This window comes from Microcoleus harperi Pol14_C6 (assembly GCF_036701295.1).
GTDB lineage: Bacteria > Cyanobacteriota > Cyanobacteriia > Cyanobacteriales > Microcoleaceae > Microcoleus.
Genome location: NZ_JAUBQN010000029.1, coordinates 1 through 19,549, shown reverse-complemented (window position 1 = coordinate 19,549; position 19,549 = coordinate 1). Strand labels below are relative to the sequence as shown.

Below are 19,549 nucleotides of genomic sequence, written 5' to 3'. Positions count from 1 at the left end.
CTCTTCCGACGCACCCTACTTGCTACTTGCTACTTTCAAACGGCGTGTATTCCCCCCCCAAAGCTTCGACGATGGCGCGAGTATTAGCCGACATCATTTTCACATAAGAATCGCCCTCGCTTCCGGCCGCCCCGATCGAATCCGAATAAAGTTGCTGCGCCGCCAATTTCACCCCCGCTTCCTCCGCCACTGTTCTAATCAGTTGCGGGTTAATTGTAGTCTCGGCAAAAATAGCAGGAACTCCCGCAGCTTTCACCGATTCTACTAACTTTTGCACCGTTTGAGCGCTCGGCTGTTCCTCCGTACTAATCCCGATCAAACTTCCCGCACTTCCCAATCCGTAGGCGCGGCTGTAATATTGAAAAGCATCGTGAGTTGTTACTAATTCGCGCTTATTTTCAGGGATAGTTTTAATCTCTTGTTCGATCCAACTATCCAAACGTTTTAACTCTTCAGTAAGTTTCACAGCATTCTGCGTAAACTTCTCCCGATCTTCCGGCGACAGTTCGATTAGCGCATCCCGAATTGCTTCCACCATTTGAACTACATTTTCCACATTTCCCCAAACGTGCGGATCGGGTACTGTATTGCCTTCTTTATTCAGTAGCAAAGGCTTGACAACTTCCCCCACTGCTAATTTCCGCGCCTTAATTCCGGCGGCATTCATCATTCTAATTAATCCCGGTTCCAAATTGTAACCGTTATACAAAATTAAGTTAGCTTGTTCTAAAGCTTGAGAATCTTTTGGCACCGGTTCGTAAACGTGAGGATCGGTTCCCGGCTGCAAAATTCCTGTTAGCTGAACTTCGCCACCCGCTACTCGATCTGTCAAATCCTCAATAATTGTGCTGGTAGCAACTACCTTGGGTTTAGCATCTGCCTCTGGAGAGAGGCGATCGCCCTGAGTTTGAGCGCAACTAAATAAACCCACAGTCAAAATGCCGCAGGCAATACTTTTAATCCAAAATACCTTGGATTTGTTCAATCCAGGGCGGGCGGTTTCAATCCCCGACTCATCGCTAAACTCCCCTTGATAGGATTGCTTCACAATTGTCGTTGGTTTTAACTCACATTTTGCACTCTTCTCCACCACAGGCAAGATTCCTGTTTCACTATGATTCCATATTCTGGTGGGATGGGCGAATAGCCCGCCCAGATCGCGATCGTTGAGCATGGTGGAAGATATAAGTTTTAATCTACTTGAGATTTTCGCCACAAAACCTATGGTTTGAGGGGTTTCCAGCTTGGACTGTCGCATTATCTACCTCTGGTGCGTTCCCGATTATTCCTATTTACCGATGATTTCATATTCTTTTCATTTTTACAGTAAACTTAATAAAAAGGAGATAGAGTCACCGCAATGAATACCGCCGCCTTCCCCAACGAGAATCCTTGGTCTAAAATGGTTTGCCACCTCAAAGACAGCGCTACCGACACTGAAATTATCACTGTTAAGCACTTAGCAGTAAACTACCGCACGGTAGAGGCACTCAAAGATATCAGTCTTTCCGTCAAACCGGGAAGGCTGACGGGTATTATTGGGCCCAACGGTGCCGGCAAAAGCACGCTGATCAAAGCAATGTTGGGCTTAATTCCCGCAACTCGCGGCACTGTTACCTGGGGCGGAGAAGCGATCGCCGATCGACTCGAAACAGTAGCCTACGTACCCCAGCGATCGCAAATTGACTGGAACTATCCCGCCACCGTTTGGGATGTCGTGATGATGGGAAGAGTCAGAAAAGCCGGATGGTTTCGCCGCTTTTCGGCAGCTAGTCGCCACACCGCTGCCGATGCCTTAGAAAGAGTAGGCATGAGTGCTTACAAAGACAGACCGATCGGACAACTTTCCGGCGGACAGCAACAGCGAGTATTTCTAGCGAGAGCATTAGCCCAAGAAGCCGCTATTTTCTGCTTTGACGAGCCGTTTGTCGGCGTTGACCAAAAAACTCAAAATATCATTTTTGACATTTTTCACCAGCTAGCAAATGCCGGAAAAATAGTCTTAGTAGTCAACCACGACTTAGGCGAATCAATCACCAATTTTGACGATTTAATTTTGCTAAATACAGAATTGATTGCCGCTGGTTCCCGCCAAGAAGTGTTAACCCAAGAAAATCTTTACCGCGCCTACGGCGGACAAGTAATGTTTTTTGCCGGACAAGCCGCTTAATTAGGTAACAGTCATTAATCTACGAGTTACGGTTTTGAAGCCAGTTTCTTGGGTAATATTGGGTTTGGCAACGATCGATATCCCATTAAACCCGGTTGCTTTGGTTGTTAGTCATTAGTTAACTGTGATTTTATAATTTTATGATACAAACCTTAATTGAGCCGTTGCAGTACGGATTCATGCAGCGATCGCTCATAATTGCCATTCTCGTCGGCATCGTCTGCGCGATCGTCGGCAGCTACCTAATGGTACAGCGGCTGGCCTTGCTCGGAGACGCCATCAGCCACTCGGTTTTGCCCGGATTGGCGATCGCATTTATCCTGGGAGCAAACATCTTTATCGGCGCGTTCATTGCCGGAGTTTTGAGTACAGTAATCATAGCTTGGATCAAAACTCGATCGACAATCAAAGAAGACGCGGCAATGGGCATCGTATTTTCAGCCTTCTTCGCCCTCGGCATCACCTTAATTACGATCGTCCAAAAAGACAACAAAATCGACCTCAATCACTTTCTTTTCGGCAACATCCTGGGCGTCACTGTCGAAGATGCGATCGACACAGCCGTCATTGTCGCCGTAGTCTTATTAGTTGTAGTAGTCTTTTACAAAGAACTGCTATTTTACACATTCGATCCATTAGGAGCGCAAGCCACCGGTTTGCCAGTAAACCTGCTCAACTTTGGACTGATGGTACTCATCGCCCTCACAATAGTTGCCAGCCTCAAAGCCGTTGGCGTAGTGCTTGTTTTGTCCCTCTTAATTACACCTGCAAGTACCGCATATCTCCTAGTAACTCGCCTGCACCAAGTAATGATTTTAGGCGCAATAATCGGAGTTATTTCCAGCATTAGCGGAATGTATCTCAGCTACTTCTATAACTTACCCTCTGGCCCCGCAATAGTTTTAGTTGCATCGGGATTCTTTGTGCTATCATTGCTGTTCAGTCCCACTCAAGGAATCCTCACTCAGCCACGCACACACTCCGGCCAAATTCCTCCAATCTGGCGGGAATTAAAAAATTTAACTAAAGGCCGATAACAATTAACTTTGTGTTAACGATTTAGCCCCGCCCCTCCAATTTTCAATAACAATCTGCGTTAATCCCCGTGCATCTGCGGTTCACAAAAGCTTCTCCAATTAATCCACCTAACTGCGAATCGCCTGCAGCATCCCGATGTTGTCAAAAGGGTTTTTTGTTTAAGTGCGAGAAAGCAAGCATGGGATGATACCGAACCGGGCGATCGCAACTGCCAACTATTCGTCACAAAAGACAGTACAATAACAAAAGTTAAAATTTCACCCAAACAGAGCTACTCAGTTAAAAAACATGACAGTCAAAGTAGGAGACACCGCACCCGATTTTACCTTACCCTCTCAAACTGGCACATCAGTCAGCCTCAAAGATTTTAAAGGTAAAAAAAACGTCATAGTTTACTTTTACCCCAAAGACGACACACCCGGATGCACAACCCAAGCTTGCGCCTTTCGAGATAGCTACGAAGTCTTCAAAGACGCAGGTGCAGAAGTCATAGGAATTAGCGAAGATTCGCAGCAGTCTCACCAGAATTTTTCTGCCAAATATCAGTTACCTTTTACTTTGTTGAGTGATACGGGGAATAAAGTTCGGCAATTGTACGGCGTTCCAGCTACCCTGTGGATTATGCCCGGTAGAGTAACTTATGTCATTGACAAAGAAGGCGTTGTCAAGCATATTTTTGACTCGATGTTAGACTTCAAAGCACACGTTGCAGAAGCACTCAAAACTTTAGAAACCATCAAAAGTTAGAGGGATTTGCTTAAATATATTGTTGGTAGTGAGGACGAAAGTCCTCCTTGTCTCAAAAACAAGAAAACACTAAATTCCTGACTGCGAACTAACGGTTTTTAGTGAGGAAGAAAGTTATGAGACTAGAGATTTTCCCCTACCAAAATTTTAAAAGCTTGAATAGCGCGGGTTCTGCCAGCAACTTGACTCTGCTGAGTGTACTGATTCACCAGTTCGATAATCGGGATATTGGGGAAAGTGGGACTCACATCAGACTCAATATATTGTTCGGCTTGCAAGACGTTGATTTGTAGCCCTCGCCGTGCGTATCGCCAAAGTTCCGGCACTCGTAGAATTTGATAATTATCCAACTGCGTGCGAGAGGTGAGATCAATTTCTATAGCTAAGTCTGGGGGCGGATCAACACTCATATCGAGGCGATTTTTACCGATATAGTCATTTCAAATAAATCTGAGACAAATGCAAGATGATGTAAAATCAAGAAAAATTGTTAACTCGGAGCGGAAAAATGGCATACAGTCTAGATTTAAGAAAAAGAGTAGTGGATTATGTGGAAAATGGAGGGGGTATAACTAAGGCCGCCGCCCTGTTTAAAGTAGGAAGAGCAACAATATACAGATGGCTAGGGAGGGAAGACCTTCGAGCCACTAAGGTAGAACACCGTGAGCGAAAGATAGACTCCGAAGCGCTCAGAAAAGATGTAGAAGAAAATCCCGAAGCAAGATTAATAGAAAGAGCAAGGAAATTCGGGGTGAGAGCGAGTGCCATATGCTATGCCTTAAAGAAAATGAAAATTACGAGAAAAAAAAAGAATTTCGTTATAGAGAAAGGAATAGAGAAGAAAGAATACAATACTACCAAACACGCTCGAAATTTAATTAAGATTCAGGGGAGTAAAAGCCTTGTATTTATTGATGAGTCAGGGTTTGAAGAGTTTCATGCTTGTGTTTATGCGTGGTCAAAAAAAGGGAAAAAAGTGTATGGGGATAGACAAGGAAAACGCGGAAAAAGAGAAAACTTAGTAGCAGGAAGAAGAAAAGGAAACAAGGACTTGATTGCACCTATGGTCTTTACAGTCCGCTTTAATGCAGAAAGTTTTGAAGGGTGGTTAGCTTTATATTTATTGCCATCTTTAACAATACCATCAATATTAATCATGGATAATGCACCGATTCATCGTAAGACAGCAATTAGACTCCTGGTGGAGGAAGCAGGCCATCAGATACTTTTTTTACCAAAATACTCTCCTGACTTAAATGATATTGAGCATGATTTTAGTGCATTAAAGAGAGCTATAATGTATTCGCATTCTGCCACATCTCTTGATGAGATTATTCGCGCTTATTGCGCCACTTAGTGTCTCATTTTTATTTGAAATAACTATAACCGCTGCTTGATTTTGAATGTAAAAACAGGTATCCGGTTCGACAGCCTGACTCATGCGTTCATTTTTCAACGTTGTCGAACCCAACGACTCAAATGCTATTTGTCGTGTTTCCAAAAAAGTTTTTACCATGTCGCCAATAATTTCCTTGGCTTTTTCATGTTCGGGCAGAGGAACCATAATTTCTAACCGTCCGTTACTATAAGAAAGTCGGGAAGCACGACGTTCTCCTAATTCCGCCAAAATACTTTCAAATTGTTGCCAGTTCACATCCTCAACCAGTAATTGCTGACCCGGCTGAATCTTCAATTGTCTTAACTCCAATAGCATAATTTTTCATCCATTTTCTATAGGCAATATCAGCAACGTCCTGACTACGAATCATTATCTAAAAAAAACAAGAAAGGACTAAAGTCCTTACTAAAAACTCGTGGTTCGTAGTAAGGACTTTAGTCCTTTTTTGCTAACGGCTTGCAGCCATTAACAATTAGCAGTCAGCAATTATCTAGCTTTTCGCAACACTCGATTTTTCAGATGTAGCGCTTTCGGCATTTTTGCCATTTTTGCTATTACCGTTACCGTTGCTGTGGCGGGGTTGGATAACTCCATAGCCGCTGTGACTCTTCCGTTCGTAGAGCACATTAATTTCGCCTGTTTCCGCATTACGGAACATATAGAAATCGTGATCGATAATCTGCAATTGTTCCAAAGCTTCTTGCACAGTCATTGGAGGCATGGCAAAATACTTAGTCCGTACCACCTCAGCAGGAAGTTCGGGAGTTCGATCGCCAATCAGATCCGCTACTACAGGATGTTCTTCAACTGCCGTAACCGTTTTAACACTACTGTGGGTCTTGTTGTCGTGGCGTTTTTCCTTGAATTTCCGCAGTTGACGAGCTATCTTGTCGGCAACCAAATCGATGCTGGCATACAGGCTTTCCGTGCTTTCCTCAGCCCGAATCACGCTGCCGTTAGCATAAATTGTCACCTCAGCAGTCTGCTTAGGATTGATCCTGGGGTTACGAGCCACCGATAGATGTATGTCCACTTCTGTAGTCAAAGTTTGAAAATGGCTAACTGCCTTTTCAACCTTTTGATTGACGTACTCGCGAATCGCATCGGTGATTTCTATATTTTTACCCTGGATAACAAGCTTCATAGAGCTCCCTCCCTTCTTTTACTTGGGTATATTTTATACAGTAGCACTATGTATTCTGGAAAACACTTATCTTCCAAATCTTTTATTATATGTTGACAATTCTTGATTTAAGCTGCGCCAATATTCCGTAAATACACTCTTGATTTTTTTCATGATTTCTCCTCTCATCCCTCAACAGTTAAATGCACAACCCTGCTTGCTCTTCGATTGGGGACAAGTGCCCTACTCCCAAGCTTGGGAAATCCAGCAAAAACTCGTGCAAGAGCGCCGGGAAAACCCAGATTTGCCAGATGTGCTGATTTTGGTGGAACATCCGCCGGTGTATACTTTGGGACAGGGCGCGAAGTTGGAATTTCTGAAATTTGACAGCGAAACTCAGCCGGAATTGCACCGAGTTGAACGGGGTGGTGAGGTGACTTACCATTGTCCGGGCCAATTGGTGGGGTATCCGATTTTAAATTTGCGGCGCCACCAGCCTGATTTGCACTGGTATTTGCGACAGTTGGAGGAAGTGCTGCTGGGGGGGGTGGAAGTTTTGGGGTTGAAGGGTTCGCGGGTTCCCGGTATGACTGGGGTTTGGGTGGATGGGTGCAAGGTAGGTGCGATCGGCATTAAAGTCAGCCGCTGGATTACGATGCACGGTTTTGCTTTAAATGTTTGTCCGGATCTCGCAGGTTTTGGGCAAATTGTACCTTGCGGGATTCCCGATCGACCCGTTGGGAGTTTAGAACAGTTTATCCCAGGAATTGAGGTCGATCGAGTGCGATCGATCCTTGTCGCTGAGTTTGCTCGCGTTTTTGCAGTGGAAATTGTGCGCTCGAATGTGTAGGGTGCGTCCCCCGATCGCAGGTGAAGTAATGCGGATTTTAACCCGTTACTGGAAAGAATAATCTTTAAGGGCGATCGCCCTTTATTAAGCCAAGTGCGATCGCTCTTAAATTATCAAAAACATTTGGCTTAATTCTCCACCCAATCACTTAAAAACTTCAGACTAAATATGCTAAATATTGAATCGAATTAACGCGGCGGTGTTTGCGAGACTTGGGGATATTATAGAGATAATTTTAACGGTCTGTACTTACTGAATCAAGAATTGAGAGAATTGGTTATCTCATGCGCGATCGCGGGCTTCTCTGACCTTAGAGATAAGCAAGACCGATGCAGAAATACGTCCTAAGAGTTTTGCGCTCGCCCCTAGGGTGAGGTAAGATTCTTGTTAATAATTGCGCTTAGGAGAAAAAATTTATGGCAGATATGTCCGGTCAAGACCCCTCGGAAATTAAAATGGCGACGGTTGATGAAGAACAAAAAGGCGCAACGTTTAGGGGTACGGTCATCCTTGCTATCGATGATACCGAGGGTGGGGAAGTCCTTTTCTTCAGAGACTTTTTGATTGAAGATTATAAAGGCGAACTTACCGCTTATCTGGCAACAGATGGCAATATAACGAAAAGCATTGATTTAGGCGAACTTAAGCATAAGAGCAGCAGCTTTAAGCTGCCAATTCCGCTGGGGACGGATACATCACCCTACAATACAGTCGTGCTGCGCGACGAAAAAAGCAAGAAAAAAATTGTGACGATCGAGCTGTAAAATTTGCAATTTAGCTCGTAGTTGGGCCAAATTTGTTAGCGCAGCCCTCGAAGAGGATCGCCTTTTTTTCCTAAAGTGCGATCGCTCTTAAATTAAGGTGCGTCACTTTCGATCGAACAGTTCAGTTGTAAAGTGACGCACTCTACTTTTTAAAACGGAATCGGATCGTAATCGGGATTTTCCGGCTCGTTAGAAGATCCCGACGGGCGATCGGACTCAGAATTTGAAGATTGATGCGAGTTCCAATCCGAACTAGACGTGCGGTTAGCGCCGCCTGGAGCGCTGTTAGAGCTGCGGTTCCGCGATCCTAAAGGCACTACATTGCTCGGCACATTAGCCGGGGCGGTGTCGCGAATTTGAGCGGGTTCGGGGGCACTTCTAGTTGGGGGAGCCGAACTCATTGCATCGGCGCCGACACTGTAAATCCTTTGAGCTGTCAGTTCAGCGCGCTTTTCTTTAATACCATCTCTTTCGATCGTATTCATGCTCAGCCGTCCCTCAATAATCACGCGATCGCCCTCGTGATATTTCTCGTGAATTTCTTGAGCAAAATTTCCCCATCCTATCACTTTCAAATGTTCGGGCGGATCTTCGGGTTTTGGGCCGGGAAACTGTACCAACATCTCAGCGATTTGAAGTTGATTGTCAGGAGTATAACGGAGTTGCGGTTGTTGAATTATTTCCGCCATCAAAATGCAGCTATTCATCTGTTATCTGTGCGTAATTGGGAATTGGGAATTGGGAATTGGCCAAACAGGGCATCGGGAATTGGGCATCGGGAATTGGGAATTGGCCAAACAGGGAATTCGGGATTGGGAATTGGGCATGAACTTTCAAGTAAAAAGGTAAAACTTAAAATAACGCATTTTATTTTTTTACTTTTGCATTACCAATTCCCCATTGCCAATGCCCAATGCCCTGTTTGGCCAATGCCCGATTACGGATTACACGTTACCAAATTTATCTTGGAGAACCGCCGCCTCGGCTTGACTGACAAAATCGTGAACGAGGGCGCGGTACTCCTTCAACGTTTCAGATACCCAATCTCGATCCTCACTGTTGGCGAAGATATGAACGGTCGGTTCACTAGCATCGGGTAAAACTAATACCCAATTGTCGTCGCTGTAGTTAAAAATCTTCACTCCATCTAATAATTCTAAACGATCGGGCGAATGAGTTTCTACTAAATGTCGCATCAGCGAACCCTTGATAGTCCAAGGACAGCGGACGCTGTAACTGCGGTGGGTGATGCGGGGAAGTTCCGCCTTGATCTGTCCGAGCGATCGCTCCTGAATCGTCATCATTTCTATCACTTTAGCAATGCAGAACATTCCGTCAAATCCGGGATGCAACTGCGGGAAAATAAAACCCATAAGGCCGCTGCCGCCCAACACCACATTCGGGTTTCTGTTAGCGGCTTCCATCAAAGCAGTTGGGTTCGCCTTTGTGCGGATTACCTTGCTTTGATAGCGTCGGGCGATCGCCTCCACTGCAGAAGACGCATTCACCGGCACTACTACTGTACCTTTGGGATGAGAAGTCAGCATCAAATTTACCATCAACGCCGTCAGCATTTCCCCGCGAATCGCTATCCCAGACTCATCTACCAAAATGAGCTGTTCGCCGTTAGCCGATACCTGCACTCCAAAATTAGCGCTGAGTGCTTTCACCACCCGGCCGAGTTGGTCAAGCAAATATTCCCGTTCCCCGTTGCTTAGAGAAGTCTGCTTGAGACTAGCATTGAGGACCACCGCATCGCAGCCGAACTTGGCAAGCATTTGGGGTAAAATTGCTCCAGAAACTGCGTAAACGTAATCGATTACCACCTTAGAATTGCTGTAGCGTATTGCCTCAACATTCATCTGCCGCTCAAAAATGCGGTTGTAAACTTCGAGAGCTTGGTTAAAGTACGTCATCTCTCCAATTTCGGGAATTAGAGCTCGACGCAAATCTTCCTTAAAATAAGCCCCCTCGATTTTTTTCTCAGCTCCTTTAGTAATATTGATGCCTTTGATATCGAAGAATTCAATTAAAATGTGGTCGGAGCGATCGGGCGAAATGCGAACGTGAATGCCGCCAGCAATCGACAGCGTAGAGGAAACCGTGCGCGCGATCGGAATTGCCGTCGATTCCAAATTGAGCACATTAATTCCCACCGACATCAAACCCGCAATCAAAGACCTCGAAACCATCCGCGAAATGCTCCGCTGGTCGCGAGAAACCGATACCGAAGTCCCAGGTTTCAGAGTCGAGCCATAAGCCGCGCCCAATTTCACTGCAAATTCCGGGGTAATATCCACATTTGCCAGTCCTTGAACGCCCCGCTGACCGAACAAATTCCGCTTAGCTTGTTCTCCCCAAATTAAATTTTGATTTAACAGAGCACCGGATTCAATATTTTTGCTCGGCCAGACGCGCACGCTTGGCCCCACTTGCGCTTCTTCTCCCACAATGGACATTGAACCGACGACAGCACCTTCGAGGACGTGAGCGCGCCTGTCTACGCGGGTGCTCCGGCAAATCACGCAGGCCCTAAGATGAGCGTCTTCACCGACAATTGCTCCGTTCCACACGATAGGACGTTTGAGATTAGCGTCCGCCCCGACAGTCACGTTATCTCCGATCACTGTACCGGCATCGATTTTAACTCGGGCTCCAATTCGGCAATTGTTGCCGATCATCGCCGGTACTTCGATGATCGCGCTATCGTCAATAAAAGTATTCTGACCTACCCAAAGTCCCGATCGAACTTGGTTATAGTAGGTCAAATTCAGTTTGACCTTTCCCCGCAGCGCGTCGTACTGAGCTTCCCGGTAAACATCAAGCTGGCCGACATCGCACCAGTAACCTTCGGCGATGTAGCCGTACATCGCCTGGTTTTTTTCCAGCAGCAGGGGAAACAAGTCTTTCGAGAAGTCGCACTCCTGATTTAAGGGCAGGTAATCCAAGACCTCTGGTTCTAAAATGTAGGTGCCGGTATTGACAGTATCGGAGAAAATTTCGCTGCTAGAAGGCTTTTCCAGAAAACGGCTGATGCGGTAATTTTCCTCGGTAATCACGACCCCGAATTCCATCGGATTGGGAACGCGAGTTAAAATTAACGTGGCTTTGGATTGCTGACTGCGGTGAAATTCGATCGCTGCCGTTAAGTCGAAGTCTGTAATGCTGTCGCCGCTTATGACCAGAAAAGTGCGATCGAGCAGTTCAGCAATATTTTTGACGCAACCAGCCGTACCCAGCGGTTGGTCTTCCTCCACAGCGTAAGTCATTTGAACGCCAAACTCTGCCCCGTCAGTAAAATATTCCCGCATGACATCGGGAAGGTAGTGCAGCGTTGCAATAATTTCCGTGATCTGATGCCTTTTTAGCAAATTAATAATGTGTTCTGCGATCGGGCGATTGAGAATCGGCACCATCGGTTTGGGCAAATCGCACGTCAGGGGTCTGAGCCTCGTTCCCGACCCCCCAGCCATCAGCACTGCACGCATAAAATCCTCCTTGCTTAGAAAGCTCTCTACCGCTATTGTCCGCTAGAAAAAGTTTGCCTGCTGTAATTCGTTGGCCACCAGGAATCAGTTCTTAGTAAAATATCTTCGAGTAGTTACACATCTGGGCAATCCCGTTTGGCTACGCTGTCCCCCAGCAGCAACCGATTTCAACCGAATTAGAACTTCCGCCATCACACCAATCCCCCGGTCGAACTCGGATTTGTAGGGGATGTTGGGTGATACCAGTTAAAAAACAGAATGCAACTGTATGCCCGTACTCGAAACCCTTCTGTCATCAGTCATTACCAATGCTTTAATTCTTCAATTCTTCCATCTAAAATGGTATAAGTCCTCAGAATCCTCGACTTTTGACAGAAGTCCCTTCTTGCTTACTCGGTGAAAGCTATTTCGGGGGTGTTATTTTTAAGTTTGTGGCCAACGGGGATTTTTAAGTCTCTTTCTGAAGGTGGAATTGCTACAACTATCGGTGCGCTTTGGCATCTGATAAATGATAGATTAAGGGTAACGCTTTGACTAGCTGGCCCAAAATCCTATCCATTGCTTAGGGGTTTTTTAAATGAGTACATTAATTAGCTTGGCATTGCTGATCGCTTACGGTGGCGGTATTTGGAAATTTTGGAATGGTTTCGATCGCACTAACTTCGACAGAAGTTTTGCAAATCGCCTGAAGCTGTCGCTGCTCTGGCCGGCGTTAATTTTTAATAAGCCTTACCGCCAAAACTTTACAAAAGCTCTCAAAGCTTCTAAAAGGTAATTCAAGAATGTCTAAAAAGTCCGATCGCCCAGTAGCGGGTCAGGAGCAAACTTGGTTTGCTAAAGGAAAATCAGATAGCTGGCAAGTTTTACTGTCGCAAGTCGCTTCTCGGTTCGATCGCGAATACCGAGGAGAAGCTTTCGCTTTACCCGAAGAAGTCGAAGCAATGCCGATTTTCCTGGAATCAGTCGCAGGAACTCTCCAACCAAAAACAGTTTCTCCCTTCTGGAAAATTGCCAAACCTCAAAAAAATCAGCGCTGTTTAGACATTGGCTGCGGAGTCAGCTTTCTGATCTACCCTTGGCGGGATTGGGAGGCATATTTTTACGGTCAAGAAATCAGCAGCGCCGCGCGAGACGCCTTAAACGCTCGCGGCCCTCAGCTCAATTCTAAGCTGTTCAAAGGGGTAGAATGGGCTCCCGCTCACCAGTTAAATTACGAGGAGGCTCTGTTCGATTTATGCCTTGCTACAGGCTTTAGCTGTTACTATCCCATAGACTATTGGAGTATTGTCATGGGAGAAGTAAAGCGGGTACTAAAACCGGGCGGTCATTTTGTTTTTGATGTCCTCAACCCCGATGCTCCTTTAGCAGAAGATTGGGCAATTTTGGAAACTTATCGAGCCGGCGAAGTATTTTTAGAGACAATAGAAGATTGGGAAAAAATGATTAAAGCTGCGGGCGCTAAGATAATAAAAAAGCAAAGCGGCGACTTATTTCAAATGTATAAAGTTCAATACAATTGAGTGGTTAAGGGGAATAGGTAATTAGCTTTCTCGTCAAAAATTCCATCGTCCAAAGTCTGGTAGGGTAGACGAAAAAAAACTTAATTATTAGTGGATAAAGTAGGGTGCGTCAGCAAGTAGAACTTAGTTTGAGAAGCAACAAATATTCAAGCTAATTCACCCTACTAACTACTAACTCACAATAGTGAAGCAAGCAGATTGGATATTACCTATTCCCGATTGCCTCTTACTGATGCCCAATTAATTTTCGGTAGTTGCAGGAGATGGCGCCGCTTCAGGCGACGGCGACACTTCCGGGGCCGGAGATGGCGACACTTCGGCGGCAGGAGATGGCGCTGCTTCAGGTGAGGGCGACACTTCCGGGGCCGGAGATGGTGCAGCTTCCGGCTGCGGGGACTCTTCGGCGGCAGGCGATGGCGACACTTGCGGCTGCGGGGACTCTTCGGCGGCAGGAGATGGCGACACTTGCGGCTGCGGGGACTCTTCGGCGGGTTGCGGTTCAGGAGAAGGTGACTGTTCCGCGGCTGGTTTTGGTTCAGGCGAGGGCGACGGTTGAGCTGCAGGCTTGGGTGCCGACGGCGACGGTTTGGCCCCTGGCTGCGGTTTGGTGGAGGGGGCCGGCGGCTTCTCAAACTGCGGCTTCACTTCTGTAGGCGCTGGGGAGGGCTGCTGGCCTGTTGGTCTGCTGGGCGCTGTCGGGGCGGGCGCTGGCTGCTGCTGGCCTGGTGGGTTGGGCCTGGTTGGGGTGACAGGAATGCCACTGCAAACTTTTTCGTCGTACTTAAACTCGACAGCCAGTTGGTAAAGCTTGTGCGTGCTGGCTGCTGAAAATGTTAGAGAAGGGCTAATAATCGCAATTTTAGCCGCATTATCGAGAATACCGTAACCAGTGGGGACGATCGACTGAGGCTCTGCCCTGAGCAAACCTTGAGGGCTGACAACTGCTCCAAAAACTGCTGTTCCTTGGAGTTTTTGCGAGCAAGCTGTTACGGGATAAGGGACATTCACAGGAGTCGGACCCGTCATTTCCAAGTCAGGATAAGCCTTTTTGAATTTCTCAAACAAAGCAACATAGGTATTTGCAGCGGCAAGCTGTGTCTCTCTGTCGCTGGGTAAGTTTGAAGCTGGTTGGCCAGACTGTCCTAGCTGTCGCTGTCCATCTTCAAATTGTTGTCTCCTGATTCTTTCTTCGGGAGTTTCTGCGATGAGATTCCTTTTATTGGGATCTTTTTGAGTCAATTTTGGTACTCCATCGGGTCCCACATTCCTGCCAATGGGGAATTCCGGGGTAAAGACTGGAGCTCCGTCTGGAAATAGTGGGAGTCCGCCTCTACTGGCTATGATCTTTTTGAGCGTCTCTGCTTCATCTTCCGAGCCGCCGCCGGGAAGCTGGGGCGCTTCTGGCAGCGAGGGTGGCGGCGGGATATTGCGATCGAAATTACCAGGTAAGGGCGGGAAAAGAAAACCGCTGGGAGGTACGGGTGGGATGATAGTGGGTGTTGTTGGCTGGGAGGGGGTTCTGACTGTTGGGGATGGATTTTTGGGAGGTGGCGGGGCTGTTGGGGCAGTTAAGGGGGGGAGAGGGGAATAAGGCAGAGGGGAAAAGAATCCAGGAGGGGGCATTCCCGGCGGCATGGCGGGCAAGTTGATGGTGTCAGGTGGGGGGGGCAAGGGCGGGGCTAACTTTGGCGTGGGTCGAAGGGGAACTGGTGCGATCGAAAATGGCGTAAACGGCTTATTTGACGCGCGCGGTGGTATGGTTTGTGGCAGGCGACCGGCTTCTGCGGGAGTTAGTTCTACTAAGCCGACAGAACCGGGAATATTTTTTGAAGAATTTCCACCATAAATTATGTTTGAGAGCGTCGGGGCACTTACTCCGAGCACTCCGTGAAGGCTGACAGAAGCTAGGGCTGCCCACCAATAAGGCTGGCGCAGCGGTTCGGAAAGGGTGTTGGCTAGGGAGGAAGAGTCAGTCATTTAAATTTTAGATTTTAGATTTAGATTTTAGATTTTAGATTGGGGGATTGGGAGATTGTTAGATTTTAGATTGGGGGATTGGGAGATTGGGGGATTGAGTGATTGGGAGATTGGTAATTTATATTGTTGTGGTTGTGATTAAGTGTGAATTCGTTTTAATGAGGAGAGGCTGGGAATTCAAAGGTATAATTTTAGCACGATCGCCCTCGAAGTTGCCCGATCGACCTTGATGAAAATTCATGGGCCCGAAACTCAACCAAATTTATTAAACACGATCGACAACTTCAATGGATCGGCGTTTCCAATTCGGTTACGCCATCAAAAAACTGATCTATTGGCTGTCAGCCCAGCCCGCAGCCCCTCGGTGGCCCCGCCCCAAAATGAGTACAAGCCCGCGACACTAGCGTCAGGGTCGATTCTAAAAATTGTAAATTAAAGTTCCTGCTCCCTGATTCACTGCGCTGCAAGTAAATCTACAATCGTAAGGGCGATCGCACTCACGCCGAAGTCTAAAATCTAAAATCGACAGATTCACCAGCGATAGCGGTAATTTTTAAAAGGAGCTCCCTCAATGGTGAGCAAGTCGATGGGATAAATTGGAGCGCCGCTTGCCATATATTGAAACATTTCTCGAACTTCCTCTCCCCGCAACGACAACTGGTCTAATTCCTTGAGAGAATACCAGCCAGCGCACAAAGTATGCTCATCTGGCTTACTCTTGGGCGCCGTCTTATCTTGTGGACGAGCCACAAAAATGACTCGGAGGCGCACATTACCCTTAGGCATCACTGTGTGCTCTACCCGGAGAATTCCCTCAATGATGATGGAAATGCCCGCTTCCTCAAGGGTATTACGCATAGCAGCTTCGAGCAAAGTCTCCCCTTTTTCAACTCGCCCTGCTGGGAGATACCACTGCTGCTCGTACTTGCGCTCTTGTACCAGTAGAAAACGGTCTTCTAAGTGAACGACAACTAGGGTAAAATACCATGTTTGAATCGGCTCGCGAGCCATAGAAGTAGATATTCCCTAAGCAAAAGGTTTAACGAGCGGCAGATGTTAGCAATCCAAAGGATGCTTTAGCAAGCGTCTTTGAACTTGAAAAACAGATCGTAGCACTCCGGCCGCAAAATCTAAAATCTAAAATTTAAAATCTCAAATTGACAATGCCATTACCAACCGTGATTTTACCAGGATATTTTGCTGCTGCTTCCGACTATCGCGAATTAGAAAAGTCTCTGGTCGATCGAGGTTTCCCAACAGTAACAGTTCCTTTGGGCAAGGGAGATTGGTTGCCAACTTTTGGCGGGCGGTCGATGGTGCCAATTTTGCGACAGCTCGATCGCACAGTCAAACAAATGTTACAGCAATACGGCGTTCCCCAGATCAATCTCGTCGGTCATTCCGCCGGCGGCTGGATTTCTCGCATCTATTTGGGCGAAAAGCCTTACACGATTCACGGCGACGTGCTTGAGGACGCGGGTTTGTGGGAAGCTCACCCCTGTGTGAATACTTTAATCACTTTAGGCACGCCGCACGTCTCTCAAGAGCGCTGGACGCGCAAAAATCTAGATTTTGTCAAAATTCATTATCCGGGGGCTTTTCACCCGCAGGTGCGCTACGTGTGCGCTGCTGGGAAGGCTGTTTTTGGCAAGCGCGGTTTTGGAACTTGGCTGGCTTATAAAAGTTACGAGTTGACTGTCGGGAAGGGCGAAACTTGGGGAGATGGAATTACGCCGGTGGAAGCTGCTGTTTTGGACGGGGCGGAAAATCTGGTGTTGGAGGGAGTTTGGCATTCGCCTCGTTCTCCGGGGAAGTGGTACGGTTCGCCGGAGGTTTTGCAGGCTTGGATTGAATATTTGCGTTAGAAACGAACCGCGAAGACGCGAAGGAAGAAGCAGAAGGTTTAAGGGAAGGATTTAGTTATAATTTGATATTAGGAGCGAGTTTAGTGCGGCAAAACTCGCCCCCGCGATGCTATGTTTACTGGAATTTTTATGCCTAACTTAATAGATTGAAAAAATATTTTATGTGGCCTTATCAGTAAGATTCAGAAGTCACGGCTAACAACACAATCAAATTATACGTTCGCTGGGGTGGAATTGGGCGACAATGCTACTGTGCGCTTGGACGCAGATAACGAATTTCAGGCGGATGCTTTGTGGAGAATTGATGCTGGAGGTCGATCGCAAATTAGGGATGATGATTATGTGCGATCGCACTCTCTACAATCATCGCAGTGTTTGGTATGTGGTGCGAGGGGCGATCGCTCTTTTTTACTCAGACATCGCTATCCGTACAATCATCGGATTGTTTGGTATTTCGTGTGAGGGGCGATCGCTCTTTATGCGTGATAGGGCGATCGCTATTAGGGCAATCATCGCATTGGAATGGTAGGACTGGGTAAGTTTGTGAGTGGAAAAAGAGGTTAGATTTCATTGCATCAATCCAACCTACCAGCTCATAAATCAATCCTGCCTCGGTGATTTGTTCTTCTCCAATTTTGTTTGCTGTTCTCTTGCTGCCTCATCTTCCGGTTGATATATGCTCGATTTACCTGATGCGGTTAATCCCAGAAGTCCACCCAGTACCAATGCTGCTATTTCAAAATACTTTGAGCAAACAGGATTGTCTCTAAAAACCATTTGGGGTTGAGTTCCAGCAGGTCTTGAAGTAACTGGGGGGTATTCTACTTGCACTACACAAATTTTATCACTCTTGAGAGTGATCGCTAGAGCACCAATAATCACAACCAAAGCAATAATAGGACGCATCCCATTATGATCTAAGAACTTAATCAGCCCGTTCATACAGCATATTCCATGTATATATGATACACTGTATTTAGTACATAAGCGAAAAAAATGAAACCTTATTCGATCGAGTTGCGTGAGAAAATAGTTAAAATTTATGGACAAGGTGATACCTCGATTAGAAAAGTAGCCGCCAGATTTGATGTGAGTAAAGGGTTTGTTCAAAAAATCTTAAAACAAAAACAAACCATTGGTCATGTTCAACCCAGAAAACAAGGTGGAAGTCTTAAAAGTGTGTTAAACTCGCGCACAACTGAATTGACCCAGATGGTAGAAAAATATCCGGATAGCACGTTGTCCGAACCCAAGTGAATATTGGCTTATGAACTACAAGGAAGCTGTCAGCCCTAGCATGATGTGTCGTGAATTACAAAAACAAAATTTAACTCGAAAAAAAAGACCATACGCAGTAGTCAGTCTGCCACTGAAAGAGTGCAAATTCTGAGGTGTGAATATTGGGAAAAAGTGAAAAATATTGACCCCGACAACCTCGTTTTTTTGGATGAAATGGGCATTTTATTAGGTTAACACGAACCCATGCACGTTCAATATGTGGTAGTAGAGTCTACGATTTAAAACCATTTTATCGGGGCGCCAAAGTCACAGTTGTCGGAGCAATTAGCTTAAAAAAAGTAGTAGGATTAATGACGCTCAATGGGTCAATGGATGGTAGAGCTTTTGAAGTCTTTATTGAACATTTTTTAGTCCCCAACTTATGGGAGGGTGCAGTAGTTGTTATGGATAATCTACCTGCTCACAAGTTGGGGACTATTGAACCATTGATACAAGCCGCTGGTGCTAGTTTGCTGAACTTATCACCCTATTCTCCCGATTTCAATCCTATAGAATTATGGTGGTCACAACTCAAATCTTTTTTACGTCAGTACTCACCAACCACCACCAAGATGGTTGACATCTTGCTGGCTACGGCCCTTGATTTGGTCAATCCTAAGCACTTTAAAAACTGGTTTACAAGCTGCTGCTACTGTACTTAATAAACCTGGAATACGCTGTATCTTTACACCATACCCTAATACTCAATATGCGATTTAATACACTATTACAGGGGTTAAACGTAAACGACAAGCGTTTAATCCCTCAATTTACTTTTTAATGTTTCTCCTATGGTTCTTAGAATCAGGATAGTTTTTATAAAAAAAAGTTCAATTTTCTTCACAACTTGCAAAATTTTTACTCTGTTTAAATTTATTTTGTACAATTTTGTTAAAAAGTGCTTTAATATACAAAATTCTCACATCTTGCTAGCCAGAGGAATCTTAAAGAAGTGTTAACCCTCCCCGGCCGATCGCATAGTTTTCTCGAAAACAGGTCAGCACCTTGACGATTTACAGGAAGCGGTACTGCGGGGAACTCTACAACGCGAGACATACAAAGAAATAGCTAAAGATTTTAACTGTTCTGAAAGTCGCATCAGGGAAATCGGATCGGAATTATGGCAGATACTTTCAGAGGAGTTAGGGGAAGATGTCAGTAAAACAAATTTTCGCTCCACAATGGAGAGGTTGCAAATTTCCATATTTTCCAAAAATTTTGCACCACAACAAGACTGTGTGCAAATACAGCGTATTCCAGGTTTATGAAGTACAGTAACAGCAGCTTGTAAACCAGTTTTTAAAGTGCTTAGGATTGACCAAATAAGCGT

The 19,549-nt window shown here is 45.9% G+C and carries 23 protein-coding genes; 14 read left to right on the top strand and 9 right to left on the bottom strand.

What is annotated here, in order from left to right; all coding sequences use genetic code 11:
* Positions 1-22 precede the first annotated feature (22 nt).
* Positions 23-1,258 carry a metal ABC transporter substrate-binding protein gene (locus QUA27_RS18980; RefSeq protein WP_445251526.1) on the bottom strand — a complete coding sequence of 412 codons (1,236 nt, stop codon included), beginning with the start codon at positions 1,256-1,258 and terminating at the stop codon, positions 23-25.
* A gap of 102 nt (positions 1,259-1,360) precedes the next feature.
* On the opposite strand from QUA27_RS18980, the gene QUA27_RS18975 reads away from it, so the two are divergent.
* From QUA27_RS18975 to QUA27_RS18965, 3 genes are all read left to right on the top strand, one after another.
* On the top strand, positions 1,361-2,170 hold the full coding sequence (locus QUA27_RS18975) for a metal ABC transporter ATP-binding protein (protein WP_333069710.1): 810 nt from the start codon (positions 1,361-1,363) through the stop codon (positions 2,168-2,170).
* 140 nt (positions 2,171-2,310) lie between these two features.
* Positions 2,311-3,207: a metal ABC transporter permease gene (locus QUA27_RS18970; RefSeq protein WP_333069708.1), complete on the top strand. Its 897-nt coding sequence runs from the start codon at positions 2,311-2,313 to the stop codon at positions 3,205-3,207.
* Positions 3,208-3,496: 289 nt separating this feature from the next.
* Positions 3,497-3,955, top strand: coding sequence for a peroxiredoxin (locus QUA27_RS18965; RefSeq protein ID WP_333069707.1), 459 nt, complete (start codon positions 3,497-3,499; stop codon positions 3,953-3,955).
* 122 nt (positions 3,956-4,077) lie between these two features.
* Here QUA27_RS18965 and QUA27_RS18960 read toward each other — a convergent pair whose 3' ends face one another.
* Positions 4,078-4,365 (bottom strand): PDDEXK family nuclease, encoded by a 288-nt coding sequence (locus tag QUA27_RS18960; RefSeq protein ID WP_333069705.1) that lies wholly within the window; start codon positions 4,363-4,365, stop codon positions 4,078-4,080.
* A 98-nt stretch (positions 4,366-4,463) separates the two neighbouring features.
* Here QUA27_RS18960 and QUA27_RS18955 point away from each other — a divergent pair, with 98 nt between their 5' ends.
* Positions 4,464-5,312, top strand: coding sequence for an IS630 family transposase (locus QUA27_RS18955; RefSeq protein ID WP_333069703.1), 849 nt, complete (start codon positions 4,464-4,466; stop codon positions 5,310-5,312).
* Here the strand turns inward: QUA27_RS18955 and QUA27_RS18950 are convergent.
* Both QUA27_RS18950 and hpf read right to left on the bottom strand, forming a co-directional pair.
* Positions 5,238-5,669: a Uma2 family endonuclease gene (locus tag QUA27_RS18950; RefSeq protein WP_333069702.1), complete on the bottom strand. Its 432-nt coding sequence runs from the start codon at positions 5,667-5,669 to the stop codon at positions 5,238-5,240. The genes QUA27_RS18955 and QUA27_RS18950 overlap by 75 nt on opposite strands.
* Before the next feature lie 175 nt (positions 5,670-5,844).
* Positions 5,845-6,498 (bottom strand): ribosome hibernation-promoting factor, HPF/YfiA family, encoded by a 654-nt coding sequence (hpf, locus tag QUA27_RS18945; protein ID WP_333069701.1) that lies wholly within the window; start codon positions 6,496-6,498, stop codon positions 5,845-5,847.
* A 151-nt stretch (positions 6,499-6,649) separates the two neighbouring features.
* Between hpf and lipB the strand changes: the two genes are divergently transcribed.
* Positions 6,650-7,327 carry a lipoyl(octanoyl) transferase LipB gene (gene lipB / locus QUA27_RS18940; protein WP_333069700.1) on the top strand — a complete coding sequence of 226 codons (678 nt, stop codon included), beginning with the start codon at positions 6,650-6,652 and terminating at the stop codon, positions 7,325-7,327.
* 416 nt (positions 7,328-7,743) lie between these two features.
* The gene (locus QUA27_RS18935) at positions 7,744-8,091 is read left to right on the top strand and encodes a hypothetical protein (RefSeq protein WP_333069699.1); all 348 of its coding nucleotides are present in this window, start codon (positions 7,744-7,746) and stop codon (positions 8,089-8,091) included.
* Between the two features lie 149 nt (positions 8,092-8,240).
* Here the strand turns inward: QUA27_RS18935 and QUA27_RS18930 are convergent, their stop codons facing one another.
* Positions 8,241-8,798, bottom strand: coding sequence for a single-stranded DNA-binding protein (locus QUA27_RS18930; protein ID WP_333069698.1), 558 nt, complete (start codon positions 8,796-8,798; stop codon positions 8,241-8,243).
* Between QUA27_RS18930 and QUA27_RS18925 the strand changes: the two genes are divergently transcribed.
* Positions 8,785-8,940, top strand: a complete 156-nt coding sequence (locus tag QUA27_RS18925; protein WP_333069697.1) for a hypothetical protein — start codon at positions 8,785-8,787, stop codon at positions 8,938-8,940. The genes QUA27_RS18930 and QUA27_RS18925 overlap by 14 nt on opposite strands.
* 95 nt (positions 8,941-9,035) lie before the next feature.
* Here the strand turns inward: QUA27_RS18925 and QUA27_RS18920 are convergent, their stop codons facing one another.
* Entirely contained in the window at positions 9,036-11,579 is a 2,544-nt protein-coding gene (locus QUA27_RS18920; protein ID WP_333069696.1) for a sugar phosphate nucleotidyltransferase, read from the bottom strand.
* A 577-nt stretch (positions 11,580-12,156) separates the two neighbouring features.
* On the opposite strand from QUA27_RS18920, the gene QUA27_RS18915 reads away from it, so the two are divergent.
* Positions 12,157-12,354, top strand: coding sequence for a hypothetical protein (locus tag QUA27_RS18915; protein WP_333030091.1), 198 nt, complete (start codon positions 12,157-12,159; stop codon positions 12,352-12,354).
* A 7-nt stretch (positions 12,355-12,361) separates the two neighbouring features.
* Entirely contained in the window at positions 12,362-13,099 is a 738-nt protein-coding gene (locus tag QUA27_RS18910) for a class I SAM-dependent methyltransferase (protein WP_333069695.1), read from the top strand.
* Positions 13,100-13,339: 240 nt separating this feature from the next.
* Here the strand turns inward: QUA27_RS18910 and QUA27_RS18905 are convergent, their stop codons facing one another.
* On the bottom strand, positions 13,340-15,076 hold the full coding sequence (locus tag QUA27_RS18905; protein ID WP_333069694.1) for a hypothetical protein: 1,737 nt from the start codon (positions 15,074-15,076) through the stop codon (positions 13,340-13,342).
* A 531-nt stretch (positions 15,077-15,607) separates the two neighbouring features.
* Positions 15,608-16,087, bottom strand: coding sequence for an NUDIX domain-containing protein (locus QUA27_RS18900; protein WP_333069693.1), 480 nt, complete (start codon positions 16,085-16,087; stop codon positions 15,608-15,610).
* A 152-nt stretch (positions 16,088-16,239) separates the two neighbouring features.
* Here QUA27_RS18900 and QUA27_RS18895 point away from each other — a divergent pair, with 152 nt between their 5' ends.
* Positions 16,240-16,941 carry an esterase/lipase family protein gene (locus tag QUA27_RS18895; protein WP_333069692.1) on the top strand — a complete coding sequence of 234 codons (702 nt, stop codon included), beginning with the start codon at positions 16,240-16,242 and terminating at the stop codon, positions 16,939-16,941.
* 286 nt (positions 16,942-17,227) lie between these two features.
* Positions 17,228-17,470 carry a hypothetical protein gene (locus QUA27_RS18890; RefSeq protein ID WP_333069691.1) on the top strand — a complete coding sequence of 81 codons (243 nt, stop codon included), beginning with the start codon at positions 17,228-17,230 and terminating at the stop codon, positions 17,468-17,470.
* Positions 17,471-17,541: 71 nt separating this feature from the next.
* Here the strand turns inward: QUA27_RS18890 and QUA27_RS18885 are convergent, their stop codons facing one another.
* The gene (locus tag QUA27_RS18885) at positions 17,542-17,883 is read right to left on the bottom strand and encodes a hypothetical protein (RefSeq protein WP_333069690.1); all 342 of its coding nucleotides are present in this window, start codon (positions 17,881-17,883) and stop codon (positions 17,542-17,544) included.
* A gap of 54 nt (positions 17,884-17,937) precedes the next feature.
* Between QUA27_RS18885 and QUA27_RS18880 the strand changes: the two genes are divergently transcribed.
* From QUA27_RS18880 to QUA27_RS18870, 3 genes are all read left to right on the top strand, one after another.
* Positions 17,938-18,198: a helix-turn-helix domain-containing protein gene (locus tag QUA27_RS18880; protein ID WP_333069688.1), complete on the top strand. Its 261-nt coding sequence runs from the start codon at positions 17,938-17,940 to the stop codon at positions 18,196-18,198.
* Positions 18,199-18,404: 206 nt separating this feature from the next.
* Positions 18,405-18,881 (top strand): transposase, encoded by a 477-nt coding sequence (locus tag QUA27_RS18875; RefSeq protein WP_333069766.1) that lies wholly within the window; start codon positions 18,405-18,407, stop codon positions 18,879-18,881.
* A 315-nt stretch (positions 18,882-19,196) separates the two neighbouring features.
* Positions 19,197-19,487, top strand: a complete 291-nt coding sequence (locus tag QUA27_RS18870) for a helix-turn-helix domain-containing protein (protein WP_510175266.1) — start codon at positions 19,197-19,199, stop codon at positions 19,485-19,487.
* Positions 19,488-19,549 lie beyond the last annotated feature (62 nt).